23 protein-coding genes are annotated in these 23,694 nt (G+C 69.1%); 6 read left to right on the forward strand and 17 right to left on the reverse strand.

Annotated elements, in window-relative coordinates; all coding sequences use genetic code 11:
* The 6 genes from alaS to WBP48_RS01215 all read right to left on the reverse strand — a co-directional run.
* On the reverse strand, positions 1-2,342 hold a 2,342-nt coding region (gene alaS, locus WBP48_RS01190), incomplete at its 3' end, for an alanine--tRNA ligase (protein ID WP_424434912.1).
* Between the two features lie 78 nt (positions 2,343-2,420).
* Positions 2,421-2,639: an ATPase gene (locus tag WBP48_RS01195; RefSeq protein ID WP_424434849.1), complete on the reverse strand. Its 219-nt coding sequence runs from the start codon at positions 2,637-2,639 to the stop codon at positions 2,421-2,423.
* Between the two features lie 465 nt (positions 2,640-3,104).
* The gene (gene rpsD, locus WBP48_RS01200; protein WP_424434852.1) at positions 3,105-3,734 is read right to left on the reverse strand and encodes a 30S ribosomal protein S4; all 630 of its coding nucleotides are present in this window, start codon (positions 3,732-3,734) and stop codon (positions 3,105-3,107) included.
* A 175-nt stretch (positions 3,735-3,909) separates the two neighbouring features.
* The gene (locus WBP48_RS01205; protein WP_424434855.1) at positions 3,910-4,854 is read right to left on the reverse strand and encodes a hypothetical protein; all 945 of its coding nucleotides are present in this window, start codon (positions 4,852-4,854) and stop codon (positions 3,910-3,912) included.
* A 201-nt stretch (positions 4,855-5,055) separates the two neighbouring features.
* Positions 5,056-6,024: a tetratricopeptide repeat protein gene (locus WBP48_RS01210; RefSeq protein WP_424434858.1), complete on the reverse strand. Its 969-nt coding sequence runs from the start codon at positions 6,022-6,024 to the stop codon at positions 5,056-5,058.
* Between the two features lie 55 nt (positions 6,025-6,079).
* Positions 6,080-7,432, reverse strand: coding sequence for a replication-associated recombination protein A (locus tag WBP48_RS01215; RefSeq protein ID WP_424434861.1), 1,353 nt, complete (start codon positions 7,430-7,432; stop codon positions 6,080-6,082).
* A gap of 106 nt (positions 7,433-7,538) precedes the next feature.
* On the opposite strand from WBP48_RS01215, the gene WBP48_RS01220 reads away from it, so the two are divergent.
* The 3 genes from WBP48_RS01220 to WBP48_RS01230 all read left to right on the forward strand — a co-directional run bounded on the left by WBP48_RS01220 (position 7,539) and on the right by WBP48_RS01230 (position 10,035).
* Positions 7,539-7,820: a dioxygenase gene (locus WBP48_RS01220; RefSeq protein WP_424434864.1), complete on the forward strand. Its 282-nt coding sequence runs from the start codon at positions 7,539-7,541 to the stop codon at positions 7,818-7,820.
* A gap of 287 nt (positions 7,821-8,107) precedes the next feature.
* Entirely contained in the window at positions 8,108-9,346 is a 1,239-nt protein-coding gene (locus WBP48_RS01225; protein ID WP_424434915.1) for a DUF349 domain-containing protein, read from the forward strand.
* 122 nt (positions 9,347-9,468) lie between these two features.
* Positions 9,469-10,035 (forward strand): SAM-dependent methyltransferase, encoded by a 567-nt coding sequence (locus WBP48_RS01230; RefSeq protein ID WP_424434867.1) that lies wholly within the window; start codon positions 9,469-9,471, stop codon positions 10,033-10,035.
* Here WBP48_RS01230 and WBP48_RS01235 read toward each other — a convergent pair.
* From WBP48_RS01235 to WBP48_RS01275, 9 genes are all read right to left on the reverse strand, one after another.
* Positions 10,005-12,284 (reverse strand): RelA/SpoT family protein, encoded by a 2,280-nt coding sequence (locus tag WBP48_RS01235; RefSeq protein ID WP_424434870.1) that lies wholly within the window; start codon positions 12,282-12,284, stop codon positions 10,005-10,007. The genes WBP48_RS01230 and WBP48_RS01235 overlap by 31 nt on opposite strands.
* Before the next feature lie 83 nt (positions 12,285-12,367).
* A complete protein-coding gene (gene secF, locus WBP48_RS01240; RefSeq protein ID WP_424434873.1) occupies positions 12,368-13,360 on the reverse strand; it encodes a protein translocase subunit SecF in 993 nt (330 codons plus the stop codon).
* Entirely contained in the window at positions 13,360-15,120 is a 1,761-nt protein-coding gene (gene secD, locus WBP48_RS01245) for a protein translocase subunit SecD (RefSeq protein ID WP_424434876.1), read from the reverse strand. The genes secF and secD overlap by 1 nt, the downstream gene beginning before the upstream one ends.
* Before the next feature lie 51 nt (positions 15,121-15,171).
* Positions 15,172-15,612: a preprotein translocase subunit YajC gene (locus WBP48_RS01250; RefSeq protein WP_424434879.1), complete on the reverse strand. Its 441-nt coding sequence runs from the start codon at positions 15,610-15,612 to the stop codon at positions 15,172-15,174.
* An 82-nt stretch (positions 15,613-15,694) separates the two neighbouring features.
* Positions 15,695-16,726, reverse strand: coding sequence for a Holliday junction branch migration DNA helicase RuvB (gene ruvB / locus WBP48_RS01255; protein WP_424434882.1), 1,032 nt, complete (start codon positions 16,724-16,726; stop codon positions 15,695-15,697).
* A complete protein-coding gene (ruvA, locus tag WBP48_RS01260) occupies positions 16,719-17,342 on the reverse strand; it encodes a Holliday junction branch migration protein RuvA (protein WP_424434885.1) in 624 nt (207 codons plus the stop codon). Before ruvA ends, ruvB begins: the two co-directional genes overlap by 8 nt.
* Positions 17,343-17,404: 62 nt before the next feature.
* The gene (gene ruvC, locus WBP48_RS01265; RefSeq protein ID WP_424434888.1) at positions 17,405-17,974 is read right to left on the reverse strand and encodes a crossover junction endodeoxyribonuclease RuvC; all 570 of its coding nucleotides are present in this window, start codon (positions 17,972-17,974) and stop codon (positions 17,405-17,407) included.
* A gap of 105 nt (positions 17,975-18,079) precedes the next feature.
* Entirely contained in the window at positions 18,080-18,841 is a 762-nt protein-coding gene (locus tag WBP48_RS01270; protein WP_424434891.1) for a YebC/PmpR family DNA-binding transcriptional regulator, read from the reverse strand.
* Positions 18,842-18,997: 156 nt separating this feature from the next.
* Entirely contained in the window at positions 18,998-19,525 is a 528-nt protein-coding gene (locus WBP48_RS01275) for a DUF1697 domain-containing protein (protein ID WP_424434894.1), read from the reverse strand.
* A gap of 122 nt (positions 19,526-19,647) precedes the next feature.
* On the opposite strand from WBP48_RS01275, the gene WBP48_RS01280 reads away from it, so the two are divergent.
* Together WBP48_RS01280 and WBP48_RS01285 are read left to right on the forward strand one after the other, a co-directional pair.
* Positions 19,648-20,880, forward strand: coding sequence for a pyridoxal phosphate-dependent decarboxylase family protein (locus tag WBP48_RS01280; protein ID WP_424434897.1), 1,233 nt, complete (start codon positions 19,648-19,650; stop codon positions 20,878-20,880).
* The gene (locus WBP48_RS01285; protein ID WP_424434900.1) at positions 20,822-21,028 is read left to right on the forward strand and encodes a hypothetical protein; all 207 of its coding nucleotides are present in this window, start codon (positions 20,822-20,824) and stop codon (positions 21,026-21,028) included. Before WBP48_RS01280 ends, WBP48_RS01285 begins: the two co-directional genes overlap by 59 nt.
* Positions 21,029-21,045: 17 nt before the next feature.
* Here WBP48_RS01285 and pdxT read toward each other — a convergent pair whose 3' ends face one another.
* Both pdxT and pdxS read right to left on the reverse strand, forming a co-directional pair.
* Positions 21,046-21,639, reverse strand: a complete 594-nt coding sequence (pdxT, locus tag WBP48_RS01290) for a pyridoxal 5'-phosphate synthase glutaminase subunit PdxT (protein WP_424434903.1) — start codon at positions 21,637-21,639, stop codon at positions 21,046-21,048.
* Positions 21,640-22,530: a pyridoxal 5'-phosphate synthase lyase subunit PdxS gene (pdxS, locus tag WBP48_RS01295; protein WP_424434906.1), complete on the reverse strand. Its 891-nt coding sequence runs from the start codon at positions 22,528-22,530 to the stop codon at positions 21,640-21,642. It abuts the gene before it with no gap.
* A gap of 74 nt (positions 22,531-22,604) precedes the next feature.
* Between pdxS and WBP48_RS01300 the strand changes: the two genes are divergently transcribed.
* A partial coding sequence (locus WBP48_RS01300) for an aminotransferase class I/II-fold pyridoxal phosphate-dependent enzyme (RefSeq protein ID WP_424434909.1) occupies positions 22,605-23,694 on the forward strand: 1,090 nt, incomplete at its 3' end.

Raw genomic sequence — 23,694 nt, forward strand, 5'->3', positions numbered from 1 at the left:
ACGCGGAACGGGCCCACGGACTGGGCCGTCGCCGCGAGCTCGGGCAACCGGCTGGCGAGCGCCTTCGCCTCGAACTGGGCGATGCGCTTCTCGGCGGCCTTGAGGCTCGCCGCGAGCTCCGCGATGCGGGCGGGCAGCTGGTCCTTCGGAGTCTTCAGCGACGAGGTCAGCTGCGACACGATGGCGCGCTCGGCCGCGAGCTCGCGGAACGCGTCGAGCCCGACGAGGGCCTCGACACGCCTGGTCGAGGCTCCCACCGAGGACTCGCCGACGAGGTTGATGAGGCCGATCTCGGCGCTCGAAGTGACGTGCGTGCCGCCGCACAGCTCGCGCGACCACGGTCCGCCGATGTCCACCATCCGCACCGTCTCGCCGTACTTCTCACCGAACAGCGCCATCGCGCCGAGCGCCTTCGCCTCGTCGAGCGCGAGTACGCGCGTCGTGACCTGCAGGTTGTCGCGCACGGCGTTGTTGGCGATCTCTTCGACCTCGGTCTTCGTCGCGTCCGACAGCGTGTGCCCCCACGCGAAGTCGAACCGCAGGTAGCCGGCGCGGTTGAGCGATCCCGCCTGCGTCGCTGTCGAACCGAGCGTGTCGCGCAGCGCGGCGTGTACGAGGTGCGTCGCGGAGTGCGCCTGCTGCGCCGCGCGGCGGTTCGCGGCATCCACGACGCTCGTCGCGGGCTGACCGACGCCGACCTCGCCGCTGGTGACCTCGACGGTGTGGCTGACCAGGCCCGGCACGGGCTTCTGCACGTCGAGCACTTCGAGTTCGAAACCGGGTCCCACGATGACCCCCTTGTCGGCGACCTGGCCGCCGCTCTCGGCATAGAGGGCGGTCTCGGCGAGGATGACCTCGGCGATCTGGCCCGTCGTCGCGCGCTGGGTGGGCAGGCCGTCGACGAGCAGACCGAGCACGGTGGACTCGGTCTCGAGGTCGCTGTAGCCCGTGAAGATCGTCTCGCCCTGCGCACGGAAGTCGCGGTAGACGCTCGTGTCGGCGAGCTGGCGCTTGCGCGAGCGCGCATCGGCCTTCGCGCGAGCGCGCTGCTCCTGCATGAGCATGTCGAACGCGTCGCGGTCGACCGTGAGCCCTGCTTCTTCGACGATCTCCATCGTCAGGTCGATCGGGAAGCCGCAGGTGTCGTGCAGCAGGAACGCCTCCGCGCCGCCGATCCCGGTCGCCCCGGCATCCTTCGCCGCGACGATAGAGGCGTCGAGGCTCTCCGAGCCCGCCGCGAGCGTCCGCAGGAACGTCTCCTCTTCGGCGAGGGCGTACGACGAGATGCGCTCGTAGTCGTCGGCGACGATCGGGTACGCCTCCTTCATCGCGTCGCGCGACGCGGCGAACAGCGTCGCGAACGTGGGGCCATCGACGCCGAGCAGGCGCATCGAGCGGATCACCCGGCGCATGAGGCGGCGCAGGATGTAGCCGCGGCCGTCGTTGGAGGGTGTGACGCCGTCGCTGAGCAGCATGAGCGAGGACCGCACGTGGTCGGCGACGACGCGGAAACGGACGTCATCCTCGTGGTTCGCACCGTACGTCTTGCCGGACAGCGCGACGGCGGCGTCGAGGACCGGCCGCACCTGGTCGGTCTCGTACATGTTGTCGACGCCCTGCTTGAGGAACGCGATGCGCTCCAGACCCATGCCGGTGTCGATGTTCTTGTTCGGCAGCTCGCCGACGATCGTGAAGTCGTACTTGCTGCGGACGTCCGTGATCTCGTACTGCATGAAGACGAGGTTCCAGATCTCGACGTAGCGGTCGTCGTCGGTCGCCGGTCCCCCGTCGATGCCGTATGCGGGGCCGCGGTCGAAGAAGATCTCCGAGCACGGGCCGGCGGGGCCGGGAAGACCCGTCGACCAGTAGTTGGTGTCCTTGCCGAGGCGCTGGATGCGCTCCTCGGGGAGGTCGGTGAGGCGCAACCAGAGGTCGTGAGCCTCGTCGTCCTCTTCGTAGACGGTGACCCACAGGTCTTTCGGGTCGAAGCCGAGCCCGCCGTCGTCCTCGGACGTCGTCAGCAGCTCCCACGCGTAGCGGATCGCCCCCTCTTTGAAGTAGTCGCCGAACGACCAGTTGCCGAGCATCTGGAAGAACGTGCCGTGACGCGGCGTCTTGCCGACCTCTTCGATGTCGTTCGTGCGGATGCACTTCTGGTTGTCGGCGGCGCGCGGGTACGGCGCGGGCACGTCACCGGAGAGGTACGGGATGAAGGGAACCATGCCTGCGACGGTGAACAGCAGCGCCGGGTCGTCGGTGACGAGGGATGCCGACGGCACGATCGTGTGCCCGTTCTTGCGGAAATAATCCAGGTAGCGCTGCGCGATCTCGGCGGTCTTCATCTCGGTTCCTGTGGAGTGGATGGGCATGCGTGACCCGCGCCCTCCTCGGGTCGCGCGGTCGTGGTGACTGGTGTGCGGTCAGTCGATGGCGCTCGCGGCGGCATCCTTCACGTCGGCAGCGATGCCGTCGATCTTCGCCTCCTGCGCGCGGTACGCCTCACCGATGCGATCGGTGAACTCATCGATGCGTGCATCGACTTCGGCGAGCACCTCATGACCGCGCGGGTCCTTGTTCACCAGGTGGGCGACGACGAAACCGGCGGCGATGCCCAGCACGAACCAGAGGAAACTCTTCATGCGTTCCATGTTAGGCGGAATCGCAGGAGGGCGCCGGGGTCACCCCCGACGCCCTCCTCGCCACCGGTGATCGAGTGTCGGCGCGTAGCCCCCACCGTGGCTGAGGCACCGACTTGCCGAGATCTGTCGAAACTGCGACGCCGAAACGACCAATCGCGGCAAGTCGCGCCGCCTACGGCGCAGTCGTCCGTCCACCGGTGATCGAGTGCCGGCGCGCGGTCGTCCGCCCACCGGTGATCGAGTGCCGCACCCCACCGGTGATCGAGTGCCGGCGCGTAGCGCCGGTGTATCGAGATCACAGCGCGTGATCTCAGTTGCGATGGTCGCGATACGCCCGCTACGCGGGCTACTCGACCACCGTAGCCGGTACGCCGACGCTACGCGTCAGCGTGCTGCGGGTCTCGATACACCGCGCCCTCCGGGCGCGGCACTCGACCACCGTAGCCGGCACGCCGACGCTACGCGTCAGCGTGCTGCGTAATACTCGACGACGAGCTGGACGTCGCAGGTCACGGGGACCTCGGCGCGCTTCGGCCGGCGCGCGAGCTTCGCGTGCAGCTTGTCGAGCTCGACCTCGAGGTAGGCCGGAACCGGGGGCAGCACCTCGGCGTGACCGCCGAGGGCAGCAACCTGGAACGGCTCGAGAGCCTCGCTCTTGGGCTTGACGTGGATGGTCTGGCCCGGCTTCACGCGGAACGACGGGCGGTCGACGAGCTGGCCGTCGACGAGGATGTGACGGTGCACGACGAGCTGGCGGGCCTGCGCGGTGGTACGGGCGAACCCGGAACGCAGCACGAGCGAGTCGAGACGCATTTCGAGCAGCTCGACGAGGTTCTCACCCGTCAGGCCGTCCTTGCGGCGTGCCTCGTTGAAGGTGTTGCGCATCTGCTTCTCGCGGATGCCGTACTGCTCGCGCAGACGCTGCTTCTCGCGCAGGCGGACGGCGTAGTCGCTGTCCTGCTTGCGCTTGGTGCGGCCGTGCTCGCCGGGAGCGTACGGGCGCTTCTCGAGGTACTTGGCTGCCTTGGGGGTCAGCGCGACGCCGAGGGCGCGCGACAGACGCACCTTGCGGCGGTCCTGGGACTTCGTAGCCACGAAGTGTTCCTTTCGTTACGCGGTCGCGGCTGTCGCGACTCGCGGACGTATCGCCTCTGTTCGCCCTGTCCGGACTGCACGCCGGGGCACGCCGGAAGGTCGGTCAAGAAGAGAGGGGATGCCCGAAAACTGGGTTTCGAGCCGATCAAGCTTATCAGACGCCGTCGCGGCCCGTTCAGGATGCCGGAACGAGCGCCGACTGCACCTCCACCACACCCGGTCCGTACTGCTGGTCGTACCGCGACTGCAGCGTGCCGTCGTCGTACACGACCCAGACGCCGATCGTCTCGTCGATCCCGTTCCGTCCGCCGCCGAGAAAGCCGGGAACGCTCGACGAAACGACCTCCTCCGCGACGGCATCCAGCTCCGCGGCGGTGCATTCCGCGGTGGTGACGCACAGCATCCCGCCCCACACTTCCCGCAGCGCGGCCTCGGCCGCCGCGGTGTCGCCTACCACCGCGACGTTGACGATCGTGAGAGCCGGGTCGTTCATCGCCCACTCGTCGGGCTGTTCCGCGGCGGCAGCGGGGTTCGGCGACTGATCCACCCAGGACACGCTGTACCCCTCGAGTGCTTCGGCTCGTGCGAACACCTCGTCCCGCGCCTCGGGCGTCGTGGTGGATTCGTCGAGCACTCGCCATCCGCCCTCCGGCTCAGGGCACGGCGTGCCGAAGTCGGAGGGCTCCGACCCCGAATGGTCGTCCGCCGTAGCGGGGCGGACCTCGGCGACGGTGAACGTCCCGGCATCCGCCTCGCTGCTGCCTACTGTGTAGTCGCCGGTGACGACGAACTCGCCCCAGCGCACGCCGGACACCTCCTCGAACTGCCCATCCCACGTCGACCAGTCCCAGCCGATCAGCAGCGGTCCGCCGCACTGCGGGGGAAGAGATTGGGCGACCCCGCCGACACAGAGTTCGGCGCCGGTGCCACGGTCCAGCACGGTGACCGGATGCCGGGTCGTGAGCGCTCCGGACGACGCGCTGTGCGCAGGCAAAGCCGCGTCCGGCATCGCCGCGTCCAGCGGACGGGGCGTCGCGCACCCCGCGAGCCCGAGCATGGTCGCGCACACGACGACCGTCACGATGGCGGGCGGGATGCCCGCGGATCTGTTCCTCTGCATCGGCCGCTCTCCTCTCAGTCCGCACCCGGCCCCTCGACCGGACTTCCTACCCGGGTGTATGTCGCGGCCGCCGAAATCGTCTCACGCGCCGCTGCCAGAGCCCCGAATCCACTCACGTTTCCGCGGAGATCCTCACTTCCGCGGATCACGGGGCGGTGTGTCGCTCCGCAGAACTGCAGATCTCCGCAGAAGTGACGGCGATCAGAGGAGCGTTTCGGCAAGGTCCAGGATGCCGACGGGGTACGCGGGCAGCGAGCCCGCGCGCAACGCGGCAGGCTCGTACCAGCCGACCGTGGTGTGGCTGTCGCGCACGGCGATCCTCCCGCCCGGCGGCAACGCCGCCAACTGCGCCGACTCGACGGCGAACACATGCACGATCTCGTGCCCCCGACCGGCGGGCCCGTCGAAGATGTTCTCGGTCACCGCGAGCAGCCGCGCCTCGTCCACCGTGGCGTCGAGCTCTTCCGCAAGCTCGCGACGCACGGCATCCGCTGCCGTCTCACCGAACTCGATCCCGCCGCCCGGCGCGCGCAGAAACTCGCCGTGTCGGGCGTTGGCGGGGTAGAGCTCCAGCAGCACGCGCCCTTCGCGAACGAGCAGCCCGACGGAGATAGCGCGGACGCGGTCGGGTTTCACGAGGGCGCCGGCGTAGGCGTTCACGGCTCGCGCGTACCGCGGCAGATGCGGGGCGAGGGTCTGCAGCGCCACCGCCAGCGCCTCGGTCGGCTTCTCGTCCGAGAAGAGTGCGAGCGCGAGGAAGGCGCGGGCCGCATCGGCCAGCGGGTCGCTGGCCCGAGAGTCTCGCGACATGAGCCAGACCTCCTCGCCCCACGGCGCGGCAGCGCCACTGGAATAGCTGTCGTCGAAACCTTGCAGCAGCGCGATCGCCCCGGACGCGTCGCCGACGTTACGCAGCGAACTGGCGAGCTGGATCGTCGCCCGCGTGCCCAGCGACCCGGATAGGCCGCGCGCGAGCGCATCGCGGTAGAGCGGGATCGCCCGTTCCTCCTCACCGAGTGAGTCGTGCAGCGACCCGCGCTCGTACGCTGTTCGTGCGTCATCGAGGCCGCGCGCGGCGAGCAAGGCCTCGAGCGCGGCGCGCGCCGTCTCGGGGGCATCCAGGTCGGCATCCCGCCAGAAGGCGTCGAGCGCGGCGTCATCATCGGTCACCACTCGATCCTGCCACCCGCATCCGCGCGTTGAAGCCCCACCACGGTCACACGAGCTACTCCCCGAGGATCTTGCGGATCTTCTCCAGCCGCGCGGAGATGTCGCGCTCCAGGCCCCGCCCGGTCGGCTGGTAATAGTGGCGCCCGCGCAGCTCGTCGGGCAGGTACTGCTGGGTTGCCACGCCGACCTCCAGGTCGTGCGGGTACACGTACCCCTTGCCGTGGCCCAGGCGCTTCGCGCCGGGATAGTGCGCGTCACGCAGATGCGTCGGCACCCGCCCGAACCCACCGGCGCGCACGTCGGCGATGGCGGCATCGACGGCGAGGTATGCCGCGTTGGACTTCGCCGTCGTCGCGAGATACGCCGTGGCCTCGGCCAGCGGGATGCGTCCCTCCGGCATGCCGATGAACGCCACGGCATCCGCCGCCGCCACCGCGATGACCAGCGCCTGCGGGTCGGCGAGACCGATGTCCTCGGATGCCGAGATGACGAGCCGCCGGGCGATGAAGCGCGGATCCTCCCCCGCCTCGATCATGCGCGCGAGGTAGTGCATCGCGGCGTCGACGTCGGAGCCGCGGATCGACTTGATGAACGCGCTGATGACGTCGTAGTGCTCGTCGCCCTGCCGGTCGTAGCGCAGCAGCGCCCGATCCACCGCCTGCGCGACGTGCTCGGCCGTGACGGTGCCGCCGTCCTGCTCGACCATCGAGGCCGCGGCGCTGTGCTGTCTCTCCTCGGCGGCGACCATGGCCGCCGCCTCCAACGAGGTCAGCGCACGCCGCGCGTCGCCGGAGGCGAGCTGAACGAGCGCCGTCCGCGCCTCGGGCGCGAGCTCGACGGCGCCGGCGAGGCCGCGCGCATCGGTGACGGCGCGGTCGATCAGCAGCCCCAGATCCTCGTCGGTGAGGGGCTGCAGCGTCAGCAGCAGGGAGCGCGACAGCAGCGGCGAGATCACCGAGAACGACGGGTTCTCGGTCGTCGCCGCGATGAGCACGACCCATCCGTTCTCCACTCCCGGCAGCAGGGCGTCCTGCTGCGCCTTCGTGAACCGGTGGATCTCGTCGAGGAACAGGATCGTCGATGCACCGTACAGATCGCGCTGGGTCATCGCCTCCTGCATGACCTCGCGCACGTCCTTGACGCCCGCCGTCACCGCCGACAGCTCCACGAACCGGCGGCCGGACGTTCGGGCGATCGCCTGCGCCAGCGTCGTCTTGCCGGTGCCGGGAGGCCCCCACAGAATCACCGACACGGCTGTCTTCGCCGCGCCCGCAGGGTCGGCGAGCGCGACCAGCGGAGACCCCGGCCGCAGCAGGTGCCCCTGGCCGGCGACCTCGTCGAGCGAGACCGGTCGCATGCGCACCGCCAACGGGGTCTGACCCTGGAAGAGCGCGGATGCCGATGCCATCGCCCCAGGCTATCCGGGGTCGCCGACGGTGCGGCGTTTGTCCGGTTCCGCCACCGCGCCGTAGGCTTTGTGCGGCCCGGGGATCACCGGGAACGAGGGAGGTCCCGTGGCATCGGGTGCGCGCAAGGGCTCGTCGCGGGTCGAGCAGGAGCGCGCACGGGCGTATCGCGCACGCCAGGAGTTCCACGCGGCGCTGATCGCTCGCCGCCGCAGAGACAACCTCGTCGCGGGGATCGCCGGCGGCGCGCTGATCCTCGCCATCGTCGGCGGCCAGCTCGCGTACTACACGCTCGGCCCGGGTGCGCCGATCCCCACCCCCACCGACTCCCCCAGCCCGACGTCGACGGTGATGCCGACACCGGGCGAGACCCCGACTCCCACTCCCTGACCGCGTCCACGCCGCACGGATGTGCCGCTATAGGCTGTATGCCGACCAGACCCCCAGGCGGCGCAGGCCGCGACGAGGTGCTACCCGTGACTGACGTCCCCCCTTCCCCGTCCGACGAGACAACGCCCGACGCGACAACGCCCGACGAGACATCACTCGACGATGCCGTCGAGTCCGCCGAGGACGGCGAGCAAGCCGCGACGGCTGCCGCACCGACGCCGAAGCCCGTTCCGCGAGCCGTGCCGGTACCCCGTCCGCCGGCACGCCGCTCCGCCGTGACGCCCCCGATGGCCGCACCGGCCGCGTCGTTCGGTCGCGTCGATCCCGACGGCACGGTATCGGTCCGCGAGGGTGATCAGTGGCGCGTCGTCGGCCAGTATCCCGATGGCACCCCCGACGAGGCGCTCGCCTACTTCGAGCGCAAGTTCGCCGACCTGGCCGGCGAGATCACTCTTCTGGAGACGCGGCACCGCGGCGGCGGAGCCTCCGCCGCCGACCTGCGCGGCACGGTGAGGACGCTCCGCGAGCGCGTGACCGGGGCTGCCGCGGTCGGCGATCTCGCCGCACTCGAGGGTCGACTGACCGCCCTGGAGACAGCGCTCGACGAGGCTTCGGCCGAAGAGGCTCAGGCTCAGCGACAGGCCGTCGAGGCTGCGGCGGCCGAGCGTACTGCGCTCGTCGAGCGCATCGAGGCGATCGCCGCTCGCGACCCCAAGTCGATCCAGTGGAAGCAGGTGACCAGCGAGATCGGTGAGCTCTTCGACCAGTGGCAGCGGCACCAGACGACCGCTCCCCGGCTGCCTAAGAGTCTCAGTCAGCAGCTGTGGAAGCGATTTCGCGATGCGCGCGCCACGCTCGACAAACATCGCCGCGAGTTCTACGCCGGCATGGACGAGCAGCATCGCGCCGCCCGCGATGCCAAGACCCGCCTCGTGGAGCGGGCCGAGGCGCTTGCCAGCAAAGGCGAGGAGGGCATCGCCGTCTACCGCACGTTGCTGGACGAGTGGAAGCGAGCCGGAAGGGCCGGAAAGAAGGCAGACGACGCGCTGTGGGCGCGCTTCAAGGCCGCCGGTGACGCCCTGTACGCCGCTCGTGGCGAGCGTGAGCATGCCGAGGCGGAGGAGTCGCGCGAGAAGATCGAGGCGAAGCGCGCGCTGCTGACGGAGGCCGCCGCGATCCCCAAGGAGAAGGACACCGCGAAGGCGCGTGCGCAACTCACCGGCATCCAACGCCGCTGGGACGAGATCGGACGCATCTTCCCCCGTGAAGCCGAGCGTGGCTTGGACGACGATCTGCGCAAGATCGAGCAGGGCGTCAAGGCGCGGGAGGATGCCGACTGGAAGAGCAACAACCCCGAGACCAGGGCGCGTCAGGACGACATGACTCAGCAGCTGCGTGAGGCGATTGCCGGTCTCGAAGCCGAACTCGAAAGAGCCAAGGCCTCGAAGGATCAGCGTGCCGTCGCTAAGGCGACCGAAGCGTTGGAGGCACGCAGGAGCTGGCTCAAGGCTCTCGGCGGCTCCTGAGCACCTCGGCCCCGTACCGGTGCCGGAGATCGGCCTCTCCCCACCCGGTTCGTCTTGCGGTTTGTCCACAGTTCGGCCACCAGTCACGCCGGTGTTCATCGCTGGTGCGTCACACTGTCGGCATGCCGTGGCCTTTCCTGTACTTCGCCGGTGATCGCCTCTCCGTAGCTGAACTGTGTGCCGCCAGACTCGACGGCGACCTCGTCGAGGTCGGCGAGGCTTTCATGCCGGCGGATGCCGTGGAGACACGCGAACTGCGCGCCGGCTCTTTGGCGCTATCGATCCCGGCGGGAGTCGCGCTGGCTCGCGCCTCCGCGGCGTGGGTCCACGGTGCGATCCCGGACCCGCCATCGCGGCACATCGTGCAGCGGGCATCGCCCCGTCGTGGCCACGCTGTGCGCGATCCACGGCTCATTCATCACGACCAACGGCTCGCGGAAACAGAGTTCGAGCAGATCGGCGGCGTCGCTGTGACGACCCCGGTGCGCACGCTCGCCGACCTCGTGCGGGATCACTTGGCGGACGGCGGCGGCCTCGCCATCGTCGATGCGATGCTGGCGTGGCGGCCGGAGCTCACTCTCGCCACCGCTGATGCACTCGAGGCCGGCGGTGCCGTGCACTTCAAGCGCCCCGCGGTGCAGTTCCTCCGTGCACGCGCTCAGGCAGAGGTGACGCGATACACGTCGTAGACGGCATCGATGCGGCGTACCGCGTTCAGGACGCGGTCCAGGTGCACGATGTCCCCCATCTCGAAGACGTAGCGGCTCAACGCCAGCCGGTCGTTCGTGGTCTGCACTGAGGCAGACAGGATGTTGACGTGGTGCTCGCTGAGGACGCGGGTGATATCGCTGAGGAGGCCCGAGCGATCGAGCGCCTCCACCTGAATGTGCACGAGGAACACGCTTTTCGTCGTGGGCGCCCAACCGACCTCGATCATGCGCTCCGGGTCGTCCTGCAGAGACTTCACGTTCGGGCAGTCGGCGCGATGCACCGACACGCCGCTGCCCCGCGTGACGAACCCGACGATGTCATCGCCCGGTACCGGGGTGCAGCACTTGGCCAGTTTCACGAGAATGTCGGGAGCTCCGCGCACGAGCACGCCGGACTCGCCGCCGCGCGGTGTCTTCGACCGGCCGACGCGCGGGATGTCGATCGGGCCGGTCGACGTGTCCTCCTGAGCACTGACGAGCGCCGTGACCTTCTCGATGACCGACTGCGTCGACACGTGGCCCTCGCCGACCGCAGCGTACAGCGCCGTCACATCCTCGTAGCGCAACTGGCGGGCGACCTCGGTGAACGAGTCCTGGCTCATCAGACGCTGCAGCGGCAGGTTCTGCCGCCGCATCGCGCGCGCGATGGCGTCCTTGCCCTGCTCGACGGCCTCCTCGCGGCGCTCCTTTGTGAACCATCCCCGGATCTTGCTGCGCGCCCGCGTGCTCTTGACGAACGACAGCCAGTCCTGGCTGGGACCGGCATCCGGGTTCTTCGAGGTGAACACCTCGACGACATCCCCGGAGTGCAGTTCAGACTCCAGCGGAACGAGGCGGCCGTTGACTTTCGCGCCCATCGTGCGGTGACCGACCTCGGTGTGCACGGCATAGGCGAAGTCGACGGGCGTGCCGCCGGCCGGAAGGCCGATGACGCGGCCCTTCGGAGTGAAGACGTACACCTCCTTCGCGCCGATCTCGAACCGCAGCGAGTCGAGGAACTCGCCGGGGTCGGCGGTCTCCGCTGACCAGTCGGAGATATGGGCCAGCCACGCCATGTCGGCGTCGACGGCCTTTGCGTCGGGCTTGCCGCCCGCCATCCGCTCCTTGTACTTCCAGTGCGCGGCCACGCCGTACTCGGCCTGCTGGTGCATCTCATTGGTGCGGATCTGGATCTCGACCGTGCGGCCACCCGGGCCGATGACCGTCGTGTGCAGCGATTGGTAGAGATTGAACTTCGGCGTCGCGATGTAGTCCTTGAACCGCCCCGGCAGCGGGGTCCACCTGGCGTGGATCGAACCGAGCACGGCGTAGCAGTCGCGCACCGTGCCCACGAGCACGCGGATACCGATGAGGTCGTAGATGTCGTCGAACTCGCGACCCCGGACGACCATCTTCTGGTAGACGGAGTACAGCTGCTTCGGCCTGCCCATCACACGGCCGCGGATGCGGAGATCCCGCAGGTCCTCCTCGACGGCATCGATCACCGAGTGCATGTACTGCTCCCGCTGCGGGGTGCGCTGCTTGACGAGGCTGTCGATCTCGGCGTAGAGCTTGGGATGCAGAACGGCGAACGACAGATCCTCGAGTTCGCTCTTGACCGCCTGGATGCCGAGGCGGTGCGCGAGCGGCGCGTAGATCTCGAGCGTCTCGGTCGCCTTCTTCGCCGCCTTCTCCGGTGGGACGAAACCCCACGTGCGTGCGTTGTGGAGGCGGTCGGCGAGCTTGATCAGGAGCACCCGGATGTCCTTGGACATCGCGACGATCATCTTGCGGACGGTCTCGGCCTGCGCCGCGTCGCCGTATTTGACTTTGTCGAGCTTCGTGACGCCGTCGACGAGCATGGCGACCTCGTCCCCGAACTCCGCGGTGAGCTGGTCGAGACGGTAGTCGGTGTCCTCGACGGTATCGTGCAGGAGCGCCGCGGCGATCGCGCGGGGGCCGAGCCCGAGGTCGGCGAGAATCTGGGCGACGGCAAGCGGGTGGGTGATGTACGGCTCGCCGCTCTGCCTCTTCTGCGACGCGTGAGCACGCGCGGCGACCTGATACGCGCGCTCGATGATGGTGACATCGCCCTTGGGGTGATGCGTGCGGACCGTGTGGATGAGCTGCACGACGCCGTCGCGCGAGGGTGCACGCGAGAAGATGCGCGGTACCAGACGGCGCAGCGACGAACTCTGCGGAGCTGCCGTGCTGCCGCTGCCCGCGGACGCGGCAGGCGTCTGTGTCACCCGCTCACCTCCGCCCTGACCAACCCGTCAATCCTACGCCCGGGCTGTGAGCGCCCAGCACCGTGCGGAGCGCGGTGCGGGGCTCACGCGTCGGCCAGTGCGCGTTCACGAGCCGCGAGCACTCGGGAATCGCGCGCGCGAAGCTCCGGTTCGTTCTCGCGCAGCAGCGAGTACAGGGGTGCCGCGACGAACAGTGTCGAGTATGCGGCGACGATCGTGCCGACGAAGATCGACAGCGAGATGTCGGTGAGCGTCTGCGCACCCAGCCAGAGCGCGCCGATGAAGAGGATCGCCCCGGTCGGGAGCGCTGCGACCACTGTCGTGTTGATCGACCGGATGAGCGTCTGGTTCACTGCGAGGTTGACCGACTCGCCGAACGTCCGCCCGGAGTTCGCCCCGTCCTCACGCGTGTTCTCGCGGACCTTGTCGAAGACGACGGTCGTGTCGTACAGCGAGTACGACAGGATCGTGAGGAAGCCGATGACCGCCGCGGGCGAGATCTCGAACCCGAACAGTGCGTAGACGCCGACGGTGACTACGAGCACGTCGACGAGGCCGATGATGGCCGCGACCGACATCTTCCAGGTGCGGAAGTAGATCGCCAGAATGATGAAGGTCAGCGCGAGGAAGATTGCGAGGCCCCACAGCGACTGCCGCGTGACATCCTGTCCCCAGCTTGGACCGATGAACGACGTGCTGACGCTGTCCGCGCTGACGTCGAAAGCATCGACGAGGGCTGCCTTGACCGCGGCACTCTTCTCGGGTTCTTTGATCTGGTCGGTCTGGATGCGCAAGCCGTCCGTGCCGATCGTCGTGACCTTGGTCGTCGCGCCGGGGATGACCGACTGCACCGCTGCCGTCGCGGTCGCCTGGTCGGGCTGTGCGACGTCGTTGACGGTGAACTGCGAGCCGCCGGTGAACTCGATCGAGAACTGGATCGGCCGGAACAGCGGGACGAGCGCGGCACCGATGACGAGGATCGCGGCGATCACGAACCACGTGCGTCGTTTCGCGACGAACGGGAATGAGGTCTTCCCCGTGTAGAGGTCGTTGCCGAGCTGATTCATGGAGCGCATCAGTCGTCCCCCTCCGTCGTGGCGCCGGCATCCGTCCGGTGCTTTGCGCTGGCGGGGGATGCTGCGGCGAGTTCGGCCTGTTTGCGCTCGGCGATCGTCTGTCGGCGCTCCGCCTCACCGCGCGAGCGGCCGGCGCGCCGCGCGGCCGCACTCTTCGCGGTACCCGCATCGACGGGCGCCCGGAACTGGGCGCGTCCACGGTAGACGGCGCCGAGAGCCTGCGGATCCAGCCCCGAAAGCGGATGTCCGCCGCCGAAGAACCGCGTGCGTGCGAGCAGCTGCATGACGGGGTGGGTGAACAGGATGAAGATGAGGATGTCGATGAGCGTCGTGAGGCCGAGCGTGAAGGCGAAACCCTTCACCGTGGCATCCGCGAGGATGTACAGCACGACGGCGGCGAGGATGTTGATCGACTTGGAGATGTAGATCGTGCGCTTGGCTCTGCCCCAGCCGTCCTCGACGGCGCCGGTGATCGACTTGCCGTCGCGCAACTCGTCGCGGATGCGTTCGAAATACACGATGAAGGAGTCGGCGGTGAAACCGATCGTGACGATCAGGCCAGCGACACCGGCGAGCGACAGGCGGAAGCCCATGCGCCACGCCAGGATGCACAGCGTGATGTACGTGAGTACCGCCATCACCCCGAGTGAGGCGATGATGACGAAGCCGAGCGCCCCGTAGACGATCAGGGAGTACAGCGCGACGAGCGCGAGTCCGATGAGGCCGGCGATGAGGCCGATCTGCAACTGCTGCGAGCCGAGAGTCGCCGAGATCGCGTTGTCGCTGACGATCTCGAAGCTCAGCGGCAAGGCACCGAACTTCAGCTGGTCGGCGAGCACTTTCGCGCTGTCCTGATCGAACGAGCCGCTGATCTGGGGCTTGCCGTCGAGGATCACGGCGTTCATCGTGGGCGCCGAGATGACGACGCCGTCGAGCACGAACGCGAACTGATTCCGGGGTGTCGCACCGGCCTGCGTGAACGCGTAGAGCCGCTGGCTGACCTTGCCGAACACTTCGGCACCCTCGGCGTCGAATGCGACGTTGACGATCCACTGCCCGTTCTGTGTGTTCATGCCGCTGGAGGCATCCGTGATCGATGAGCCATCGAGCTCGACGGGGCCGAGGAGGTACTTGGCGGTGTTCGTCGGGTCGCAGGCGATGACGGGTTGATCGGCGGGTTCGTTCGCAGGATCGCCTGCCTCGTCGGTGCAGTCGTAGGAGAGGAAACGCGCGTACAGCTCTTCCGTGATCCACCTCGGATCGCTGCCGTCGGTGGGAGTCGCCGTCGGCGTCGAGTTCATCGTGGGGTCGGGCGTCGGATACGGCGTGGAGTTGCCGTCTTCTCCGATGAACGAGGTGCTCGCGGCGGTCGTGGCGAGCACGGCGCGCAGCTGCATCTGTGCTGCGGACTCGATACGGTTGCGAGTCTCGTCGTCTGCCTGCCCGGGGATCTGGACGACGATCTGGTTGCCGGACTGTGTCGTGATGTCGGCCTCGCCGACGCCCGAGGCATCGACGCGCTGCCGGATGATGGCGGCGGCCTGATCCAGTTGCTCGGCGGTCGGCGCCGCACCGTCGGGGCTCTTCGCCTGCAGGACGATCTGGGTGCCGCCCTGCAGATCGAGGGCCAGCTCCGGAGTCCACGAGCTCTTGCCGAAGACGTAGACACCGAGCGCGTTGATGCCGAACAGCACGGCCGTGATGACGAGCAGGCCCGTCAGGGCACGCCAGGCATGACGCACAGGGGTGGGTGTGGCCACGGAGAATACGCTTTCTTCGGAATGCCGCCGTCGAAACGGCCGGCGGAGGTATCAGGCCTGGGGCTTCTCGCCTGGCTCCGGCTTGTCCGCCGCCTTCTCCGCGGCGGCCGCGCGGTCGTCGCTGATCGAGGTGATCTCGCCGTCGAGCACGTCGGCGGCATACTCCGCTTCGTCGCTCTCCGCCTCGAGGAACTCCTCCTCGGTCACGGTGCCCTCGGTCTCGTCGACGACGCGCAGGATGGCCTGGCTGTGCACCTCGACCTCGACCCCGGGGGCGAGTTCGACGCGAGCGGACTTCGACAGGTCCTCACCGTCGAACTCCACGAGAGTGCCGTAAAGACCGCCCTGCAGCAGGACCTTCACGCCGGGAAGCATGGCGCGGGCCTTCGCCTCCTGCTCCTCCTTCGTGCGCTTGGCCCGGCGGCGCGAGCTCCAGAACATGAAGACGAGCAGCGCACCCAGCGCAACGAGCAGAAGAACATCCGGACCCATACGGATACACCTTTCGGGGGCGCGCCGATCGGCGCGAAGAAGACGGCAGCCCTTCGACAGGCTCAGGAACGACCTTCAGCGATTATAGGTCATCGAATCTGAGCGCCCCACTCGGCTCCGGCACGCGTAGGTGCGCATAGGCCTCGGGAGTGGCGATGCGTCCGCGCGGCGTACGGCCGAGGAAACCGATGCGTACGAGGTAGGGCTCGACGACCGATTCGATCGTCTCGGCTTCTTCGCCGACGGTGACGGCAAGGGTGCTGAGACCGACCGGTCCGCCGCGGAAGCGGCGGATCACGGCATCGAGCACGGCGCGGTCGAGCCGGTCCAAGCCGATCTCGTCGACGTCGTAGAGGTGGAGCGCAGCGGCGACGTGCGCGTCGGCCCCGGCATCCGATGTCTCGCCGTGCACGATCACGTAGTCGCGCACGCGCCGCAGCAGCCGGTTCGCGATGCGCGGCGTACCGCGCGACCGTCGTGCGATCTCTGCCCGCGCCGAGCCGGGCAGGTCTACGCCGAGCACCGTCGCCGAACGGGCGATGACCCGCTCCAGTTCTTCGGGCTCGTAGTACTCCAGGTGCGCCGTGAAGCCGAAGCGGTCGCGCAACGGGTTCGGCAGCAGGCCGGAGCGTGTCGTCGCGCCGACGAGGGTGAACGGCGCGAGGTCGAGCGGGATGCTGGTGGCGCCGGCGCCCTTGCCGACCATGATGTCGATGCGGAAGTCCTCCATCGCGAGGTACAGCATTTCTTCCGCGGAGCGCGCCATGCGGTGGATCTCGTCGATGAACAGCACCTCACCGGGGACGAGGCTCGACAGGAGGGCCGCCAGGTCGCCGGCGTGCTGGATCGCGGGACCGCTCGACAGGCGCAACGGTCGTCCGCTCTCGTGCGCGACGATCATCGCGAGTGTCGTCTTGCCGAGGCCCGGCGGGCCGGACAGCAGGATGTGGTCGGCGGGACGCTGCTGGATGCGGGCCGCGTCGAGCAACAGCTGCAGCTGGCCGCGCACCTTCTGCTGGCCGACGAACTCGGCGAGGGATGCCGGCCGCAGCGCGCCTTCGACGGCGAGCTCGGTCTCGTCTTCTGGAAGGCCGGGGTCTTGCGCCTCAGACACCGACGCGCTCCGGTCGGGCGGGTCCCAGCTGGGCGAGGGCAAGCTTGAGCAGGGCCGGCACGGAGTCGCGGTCGCCGGGCCTTGCGGCATCCGCTACCGCACCCACCGCTTCGGTGCTGACGCGCTCGTTCCAGCCGAGCGCCACGAGGGCGGCGACGACCTGCGCTGCGACCGCGCCGGCGGGCGCTCCCGGTGCCGTTGCGACGACACCCGCGGCGACGTGAAGCTTGCCGGCGAGCTGTACGACGATGAGTTTCGCGGTCTTGGGGCCGATGCCCGAGACGCGGCGGAACGGGGCATCGTCTTCGGTGGCGACCGCCTCCGCGATCTGCGGCACCGTGAGAGCCGATAGCACGCCGAGAGCCGATTTGGGGCCGACGCCGGATACGCCCAGTAGCTGCGTGAACACGCCGAGCTCCTCGCGTTCCGTGAACCCGTAGAGCGACAGGGCGTCTTCGCGGACGATGAGCGTGGTGTGCAGCAGAGTGTCGTCGCCGACACGCAGCGTGCGCGCGACCTGCGCGGTCACCGCGACGGCGAACCCGACGCCGCCGACCTCGACGATCGCCGAGTCGGCACCCACATGCAGCACGCGGCCGCGCAACGACGAGATCATGTCGCTAGCCTACGCACCCGTTCGGAGCTTTGTTCGAGCGACACGCGGGGCCGCTGAGCGGGTCATCGCCGGGCGGCTGCCTTCTCGGCATCCGCCCACGCGCGCTGCGCCGGGGTCAGGCCTCCCTGCGCCGCAGGTGCCGTCGCGGCCCCCTGACGCCATGCGTGGCAGAGGGCGAGGGCCAGCGCGTCGGCGGCATCGGCGGGCTGCGGCAGCGCGTCGAGCCGGAGAACCCGGGCGACCATGGTCTGCACCTGGAGCTTGTCGGCGGCGCCGTACCCCGTGATCGCGGCCTTCACCTCGGATGGGGTGTGGGTGGCGGCAGGAAGACCGCGCTCGGCCGCGAGGAACAGGGCGACGCCGCTCGCCTGTGCCGTGCCCATGACGGTGTTGCGGTTCTGCTGCGCGAACACGCGCTCCACCGCGACGACGTCGGGGCGATGCTCGTCGAGCACCGATCGGATGCCGGCGGCGATCGCCGCCAGCCGGCGCTCGATCGGCAGCTCCGTCACCGACCGCACCACCCCGACATGCACGAGGGTGGCAGACCGATCGCGCGCCACGTCGACGACACCGACGCCGCACCGGGTCAGGCCGGGGTCGATGCCCAGGACGCGCAGAGCGGATGCCACTCCCCTACGCTACGTGCTGGCGCCCGCCTCACCGCGCCGCGACCCGCCGCCGCGCGCTCTCCGCGCGGAGATCGAGTACCGCGAGCGCACGTCTGGGCGGCGAGGTCAGTCCTCGTCGGTCTCGAGCTCGGCCTGCACGTCGGCGCTGAGGTCGAAGTTGCTGAACACGTTCTGCACGTCGTCGCTGTCCTCGAGCGCATCGATCAGCCGGAAGACCTTGCGCGCGGTTTCGGCGTCGATCTCGACCTTGAGATTGGGCACGAACTCCACGTCGGCCGACTCGTACTCGATCCCGGCATCCTGCAGCGCGGTGCGCACCGCGACGAGCTCGGATGCGTCGGTGATCACTTCGAACCCCTCCGCGTGGGGCTCGACCTCCTCGGCACCCCCCTCGAGCGCCGCCAGCATCACATCATCCTCCGTCGTGCCCTCCTCCGAGACGACGATGACGCCCTTGCGGCTGAAGTTGTAGGCCACAGAGCCCGGGTCGGCCAGCGTTCCCCCGTTGCGGCTGAGCGCGGTGCGCACCTCGGCCGCCGCGCGGTTCTTGTTGTCGGTCAGACACTCGATCATGAGAGCGACGCCGCTCGGGCCGTAGCCCTCGTACATGATCGAGGAGTACTCGACGGACTCGCCGCCGATGCCCGCTCCGCGTTTGATCGCGCGGTCGATGTTGTCCTTGGGGACCGAAGTCTTCTTCGCCTTCAGGACGGCGTCGAACAGCGTCGGATTGCCCTGCAGGTCCGGACCGCCGAGCTTGGCCGCGACTTCGATGTTCTTGATGAGCTTTGCCCACGACTTCGCGCGTCGTGCGTCGACGACGGCCTTCTTGTGCTTGGTCGTGGCCCATTTGGAGTGTCCGGACATGCGCTCCAGTTTATCGGCCCTTGCGCGAGAGGCGACGGCCGACCAGCCGGTACGCGAGCCGGATGGGCCTGCCAGCGAATCCAGCTCCTTCCTGCAGGCTGAAGTAGTCGGACATGGCGGGTCCCCCCTTGACGAAGAGCGTCCGAGCGGAGCACATCAGGAGGCGATCTTGACCAGGGTGCGCAGATTCCGGTTGGTGGTGCGTGGCTTGTAGGTCGCCTTCGCGAGCACTTTCGCGAAGGGCGTCTCGACCGACGAACCCTTCGGCGGGTTCCAATAGACGACACCGGGTCCGGGAGCGCGTGGGTCGACGTCGTCGTCGACGGATGCTGCGGCCAGCTCGTCGCGCGTCGCAGCGTCGACGCAGAAGATCACCCACGGCTGGCGCTGCGCGTCGGCGGCATCGAAGGGAAAGTCGTCGATCGCGCGCTGCAGTTCGTCGAGCGTGACGAGGACGATCCACGCGTCATAGTCGAAGCGTTCGTGCAGCGCCTGCTCGATCGTGGTCTTCAGGCGTGGCCGGGCGGATGCCGCGGCATCCGTCTCGAACCGGACGTTTCCGCTCGCGAGCACGGTGCGCACCGCATCGAACCCGAGCCCGCGGAACACCTCACCGAGGTCGGCACTGCGGATCGTGATGCCACCCACGTTCACTCCCCGCAGGAGCGCCACCCATGTCGTCATGAGGGCACGATAGCGGCAACCCCAGACGTCGTGAGCGGCGACTCCGGGAGCAGAATGCGTCGACGCGGCGCCGCCGTGGCCACGCTTGTATCAGGCCAGCACCCGGGCAGACACTTGAGTTCATGGACGACACCACCGCAGCCCTCGATGCGGCTCACCGCGCGGCGGCGCAGTTCCTCTCCGGCGTGGACGAACGTCCGGTCTGGCCGCGGGCGACGCTCGACGACATGCTCCACGAGTTCGACGAACCGCTACCGGACGCGGGCATCGATCCGGCGACGCTCATCGCCGATCTCGCCCGCCGCGCGGACCCCGGGCTCGTCGCGACTCCCGGTGGAAGGTTCTTCGGCTTCGTGATCGGCAGCACATTGCCCGCAGCCTTGGCGGCGGACTGGCTCGTCTCTGCGTGGGACCAGAACTCCGGTTCCAGCACGATGACGACCGCCGCGGTAGCGCTGGAGCGCACGGCCGGACGTTGGGTGTGCGACCTGCTCGGGCTGCCGCCGTCCGCGTCGGTCGGGTTCGTCACGGGGGCGCACATGTCGAACGTCGTCTGCCTCGCCACCGCGCAGCACGCCACGCTGCGACGGGTGGGCTGGGACCTGACACGGCAGGGGCTGCGCGGTGCTCCTCCACTGCGCCTCGTCGTCGGGGAGTATCGCCACGCCTCGATCGATCGTGCGGCACGCTTCTGCGGCGTCGGCCAGGAGGAACTCGTCGTGGTCGAGGCCGACGAAGAAGGCCGGATGCTGCCGGCATCCCTCGTGGACGCACTCGGGGAACCCGACGGCACCCCTATGATCGTGTGCCTGCAGGCGGGCGAGGTGCACACCGGAGCCTTCGATCCGTTCCACGAGTTGATCGCGATCGCGCGCGACCACGGCGCCTGGGTGCACATCGACGGCGCCTTCGGCCTGTGGGCCGCCGCTTCGCCGACGCTCCGTCATCTCGCAGCCGGCGTCGAGGAGGCGGACTCGTGGACCACCGATGCTCACAAGACCCTCAACACGCCGTACGACTGTGGCATGGCGATCGTCCGGGACCCGGCCGACTCGATCGCGATGTTCCACACCGGCGGCGACTATCTCATCCATTCCGGCCTCGATCCCTGGGATGTGACGCCCGAACTATCCCGCCGCGCGCGGCATTCCGGCCTGGGCGGCGCTGCGCAGCCTCGGCCGCTCGGGGGTGATCGCCCTCGTGGATCGCCTGCACGCGAACGCGGTACGTCTCGAGGCACGACTCCGGGAGGTTCCGGGTATCGCTGTGGTGAACCACGTCGACTACACGCAGGTGATGTTCCGCATCGGCGACGACGCCGTCACGCGCGCGATCGGCGACGCCATCCTCGCTGAGGGAACCGCCGCCCTCACTGGAGCGGAATGGCACGGCCACGCGGTGCTGCGGTGTTCGATGTCGTCGTGGGCGACGACATCGAACGACGTCGACCGGACGGCAGACGCGATCGCGCGCCTGACCGCCGAGCTCGTACCTGTACCTTGATCAGGTCGAGGCGCCGCTCACGCGCTCCGGACACGCTCCAGGAACAACTCGTGGAATCGCGTCTCACCGGTAACCTCGGGGTGGAACGCCGTGCCGAGGAGGTTCCCCTGGGCGACGGCGACGACCTCGCCGTTGCCGAGTGTCGCGATCGCTCGGGCGGCGGGACCGACGGCGACGACGCGGGGCGCGCGGATGAAGGTCGCGTGCGTCGGGGTGTCGAAGCCGTCGACCTCGAGGTCCGTCTCGAACGAGTCGACCTGGCTGCCGAAGGCGTTGCGCTGCACGGTGACGTCGAGTCCGCCGAAGCTCTCCTGCCCGGCGATCGCGTCGTCGATGCGGTCGGCGAGCAGGATGAGCCCCGCGCACGTGCCGTACACGGGCGTTCCACCGGCGATGACAGCGCGGATCGGCTGCTGCAGGCCGAACGCGCGCGCGAGCTTGTCGATCACGCTCGACTCCCCGCCGGGCAGCACGAGTCCATCGACGGCGGCCAGTTGCTCCGCGCGTTTCACGAGCGCGACCTCCGCGCCGAGCGCGCTCAGCACGCGGGCGTGCTCACGGACGTCGCCCTGGAGGGCGAGCACGCCGACACGGGGCTGCGTGGCCACCACTTACCAGCCGCGCTCGGCGAGACGGTGCGGGGCAGGCAGGTCCGACACGTTGATGCCGACCATCGCCTCGCCGAGGCCGCGGGAGACGTCGGCGATGACCTTCGCGTCATCGAAGAACGTCGTGGCCTTCACGATCGCCGCCGCGCGCGCCGCAGGGTCGCCGCTCTTGAAGATGCCTGAGCCCACGAACACCCCGTCCGCGCCCAGTTGCATCATCATGGCGGCATCCGCCGGCGTCGCCACTCCTCCCGCGACGAACAGCACGACCGGCAGCGCACCCTTCTCGGCGACCTCGGCAACGAGTTCGTACGGCGCCTGCAGCTCCTTGGCCGCGACGTAGCGCTCGTCCTTGGAGAGCGCACCGAGAGCGGCGATCTCGCTGCGGATCCTGCGGATGTGCTTCATCGCCTCGGACACGTCGCCGGTGCCGGCCTCGCCCTTGGAGCGGATCATCGCCGCCCCCTCGGTGATACGCCGCAGCGCCTCGCCGAGGTTCGTCGCTCCGCAGACGAATGGCACCGTGAAGGGCCACTTGTCGATGTGGTTGACATAGTCGGCGGGTGAGAGCACCTCGGACTCGTCGATGTAGTCGACGCCGAGCTCCTGCAGCACCTGCGCCTCGACGAAGTGGCCGATCCTGGCTTTGGCCATCACCGGGATCGACACCGCCGAGATGATGCCGTCGATCATGTCCGGGTCACTCATCCGCGATACGCCGCCCTGGGCGCGGATGTCGGCGGGAACCCGTTCCAGCGCCATGACGGCGACGGCACCGGCATCCTCGGCGATCTTCGCCTGATCGGGCGTGACGACGTCCATGATGACGCCGCCCTTCAGCATCTCGGCGAGCCCGCGCTTGACGCGCGAGGTTCCGGTAGTGGGTGTGGACACGGGGCTCCTTCGGGTACGGAGGCAATTTGGCCTAGGCCAAAAGCTAGCATGGCTCAGGTCTTATGCTGAACCGTATGCACGCTGATCCCGACGCCGATCTCGGCGTCGACGCCGATGCGATCCGCGGCGGAACCGCAACCGAGATCGCAGGCAGCGTGCGCCGCCTCATCGAGCGCGGAACGCTGGCTGCTGGGGCCGTCCTGCCGCCCGTGCGGTCGCTGGCCGAAGAACTCGGCATCAACCGCAACACGGTCGTCGCCGCTTACCGCCACCTCGCGCAGGCGGGCATCGTGACGAGTCGTGGTCGCGCCGGCACGGTCGTGGCCGGGGTCTCCGCGGCGCCGCAGGAGGGCTTCGCGCAGGGCACCGTGCTACGCGACGTCGGCACCGGCAACCCCGATCCAGACCTCATTCCCGATCCCACGCGCGTGTTGCCGACGGTCCTGCGGCGTCCTGTCCTCTACGGCGAGCCGGTGATCGACCGCGACCTCGACGCGTGGGCCACCGCGTGGTTGGGTGAGGCCCTCGACCCGTCGCTCGCGTTCCGGCTCACGGTCACGAGCGGCGCCTCCGACGCGATCGAGCGACTCCTCGCCCAAGCACTGACCCGCGACGACCCCGTGGCGCTCGAGGACCCGTGCTTCCTCTCCAGCCTCAACACGGTGCGACTCGGTGGGTATCGACCCGTGCCCGTCCCGGTGGATGCCGAGGGCATGACCGTCACGGGCCTGCGCGCCGCGCTGGCGGCCGGCGTTCGCGCCATCGTGTGCACCCCGCGGGCGCAGAACCCGACCGGGGCGAGTCTGTCGGCAGAGCGGGCGGAGCAGCTACGGGCTCTTCTCGCCGACCACCCGTACGTGCTCGTCATCGAGGACGACCACTACTCCATGCTCTCTACCCGGCCGTACCACTCGCTGATCGGGCCGGGACACCACAGGTTCGCCCTCGTGCGCTCGGTGTCGAAGTTCCTCGGGCCGGACATGTGCCTGGCGATCACGGCGTCGGACCCCGCGACCGCCGAACGGCTCGCGCTGCGGCTGAGCCCGGGCACCACCTGGGTGAGCCACCTGCTGCAGCGACTCGGCCACGCGCTGCTCGCCGACGACGAGGTGCGCGCCGGCATCCGTCGCGCCTCCGACCACTATGCGCGGCGCAATGCCGCCT

Source organism: Microbacterium sp., assembly GCF_049661145.1.
GTDB lineage: Bacteria > Actinomycetota > Actinomycetes > Actinomycetales > Microbacteriaceae > Microbacterium.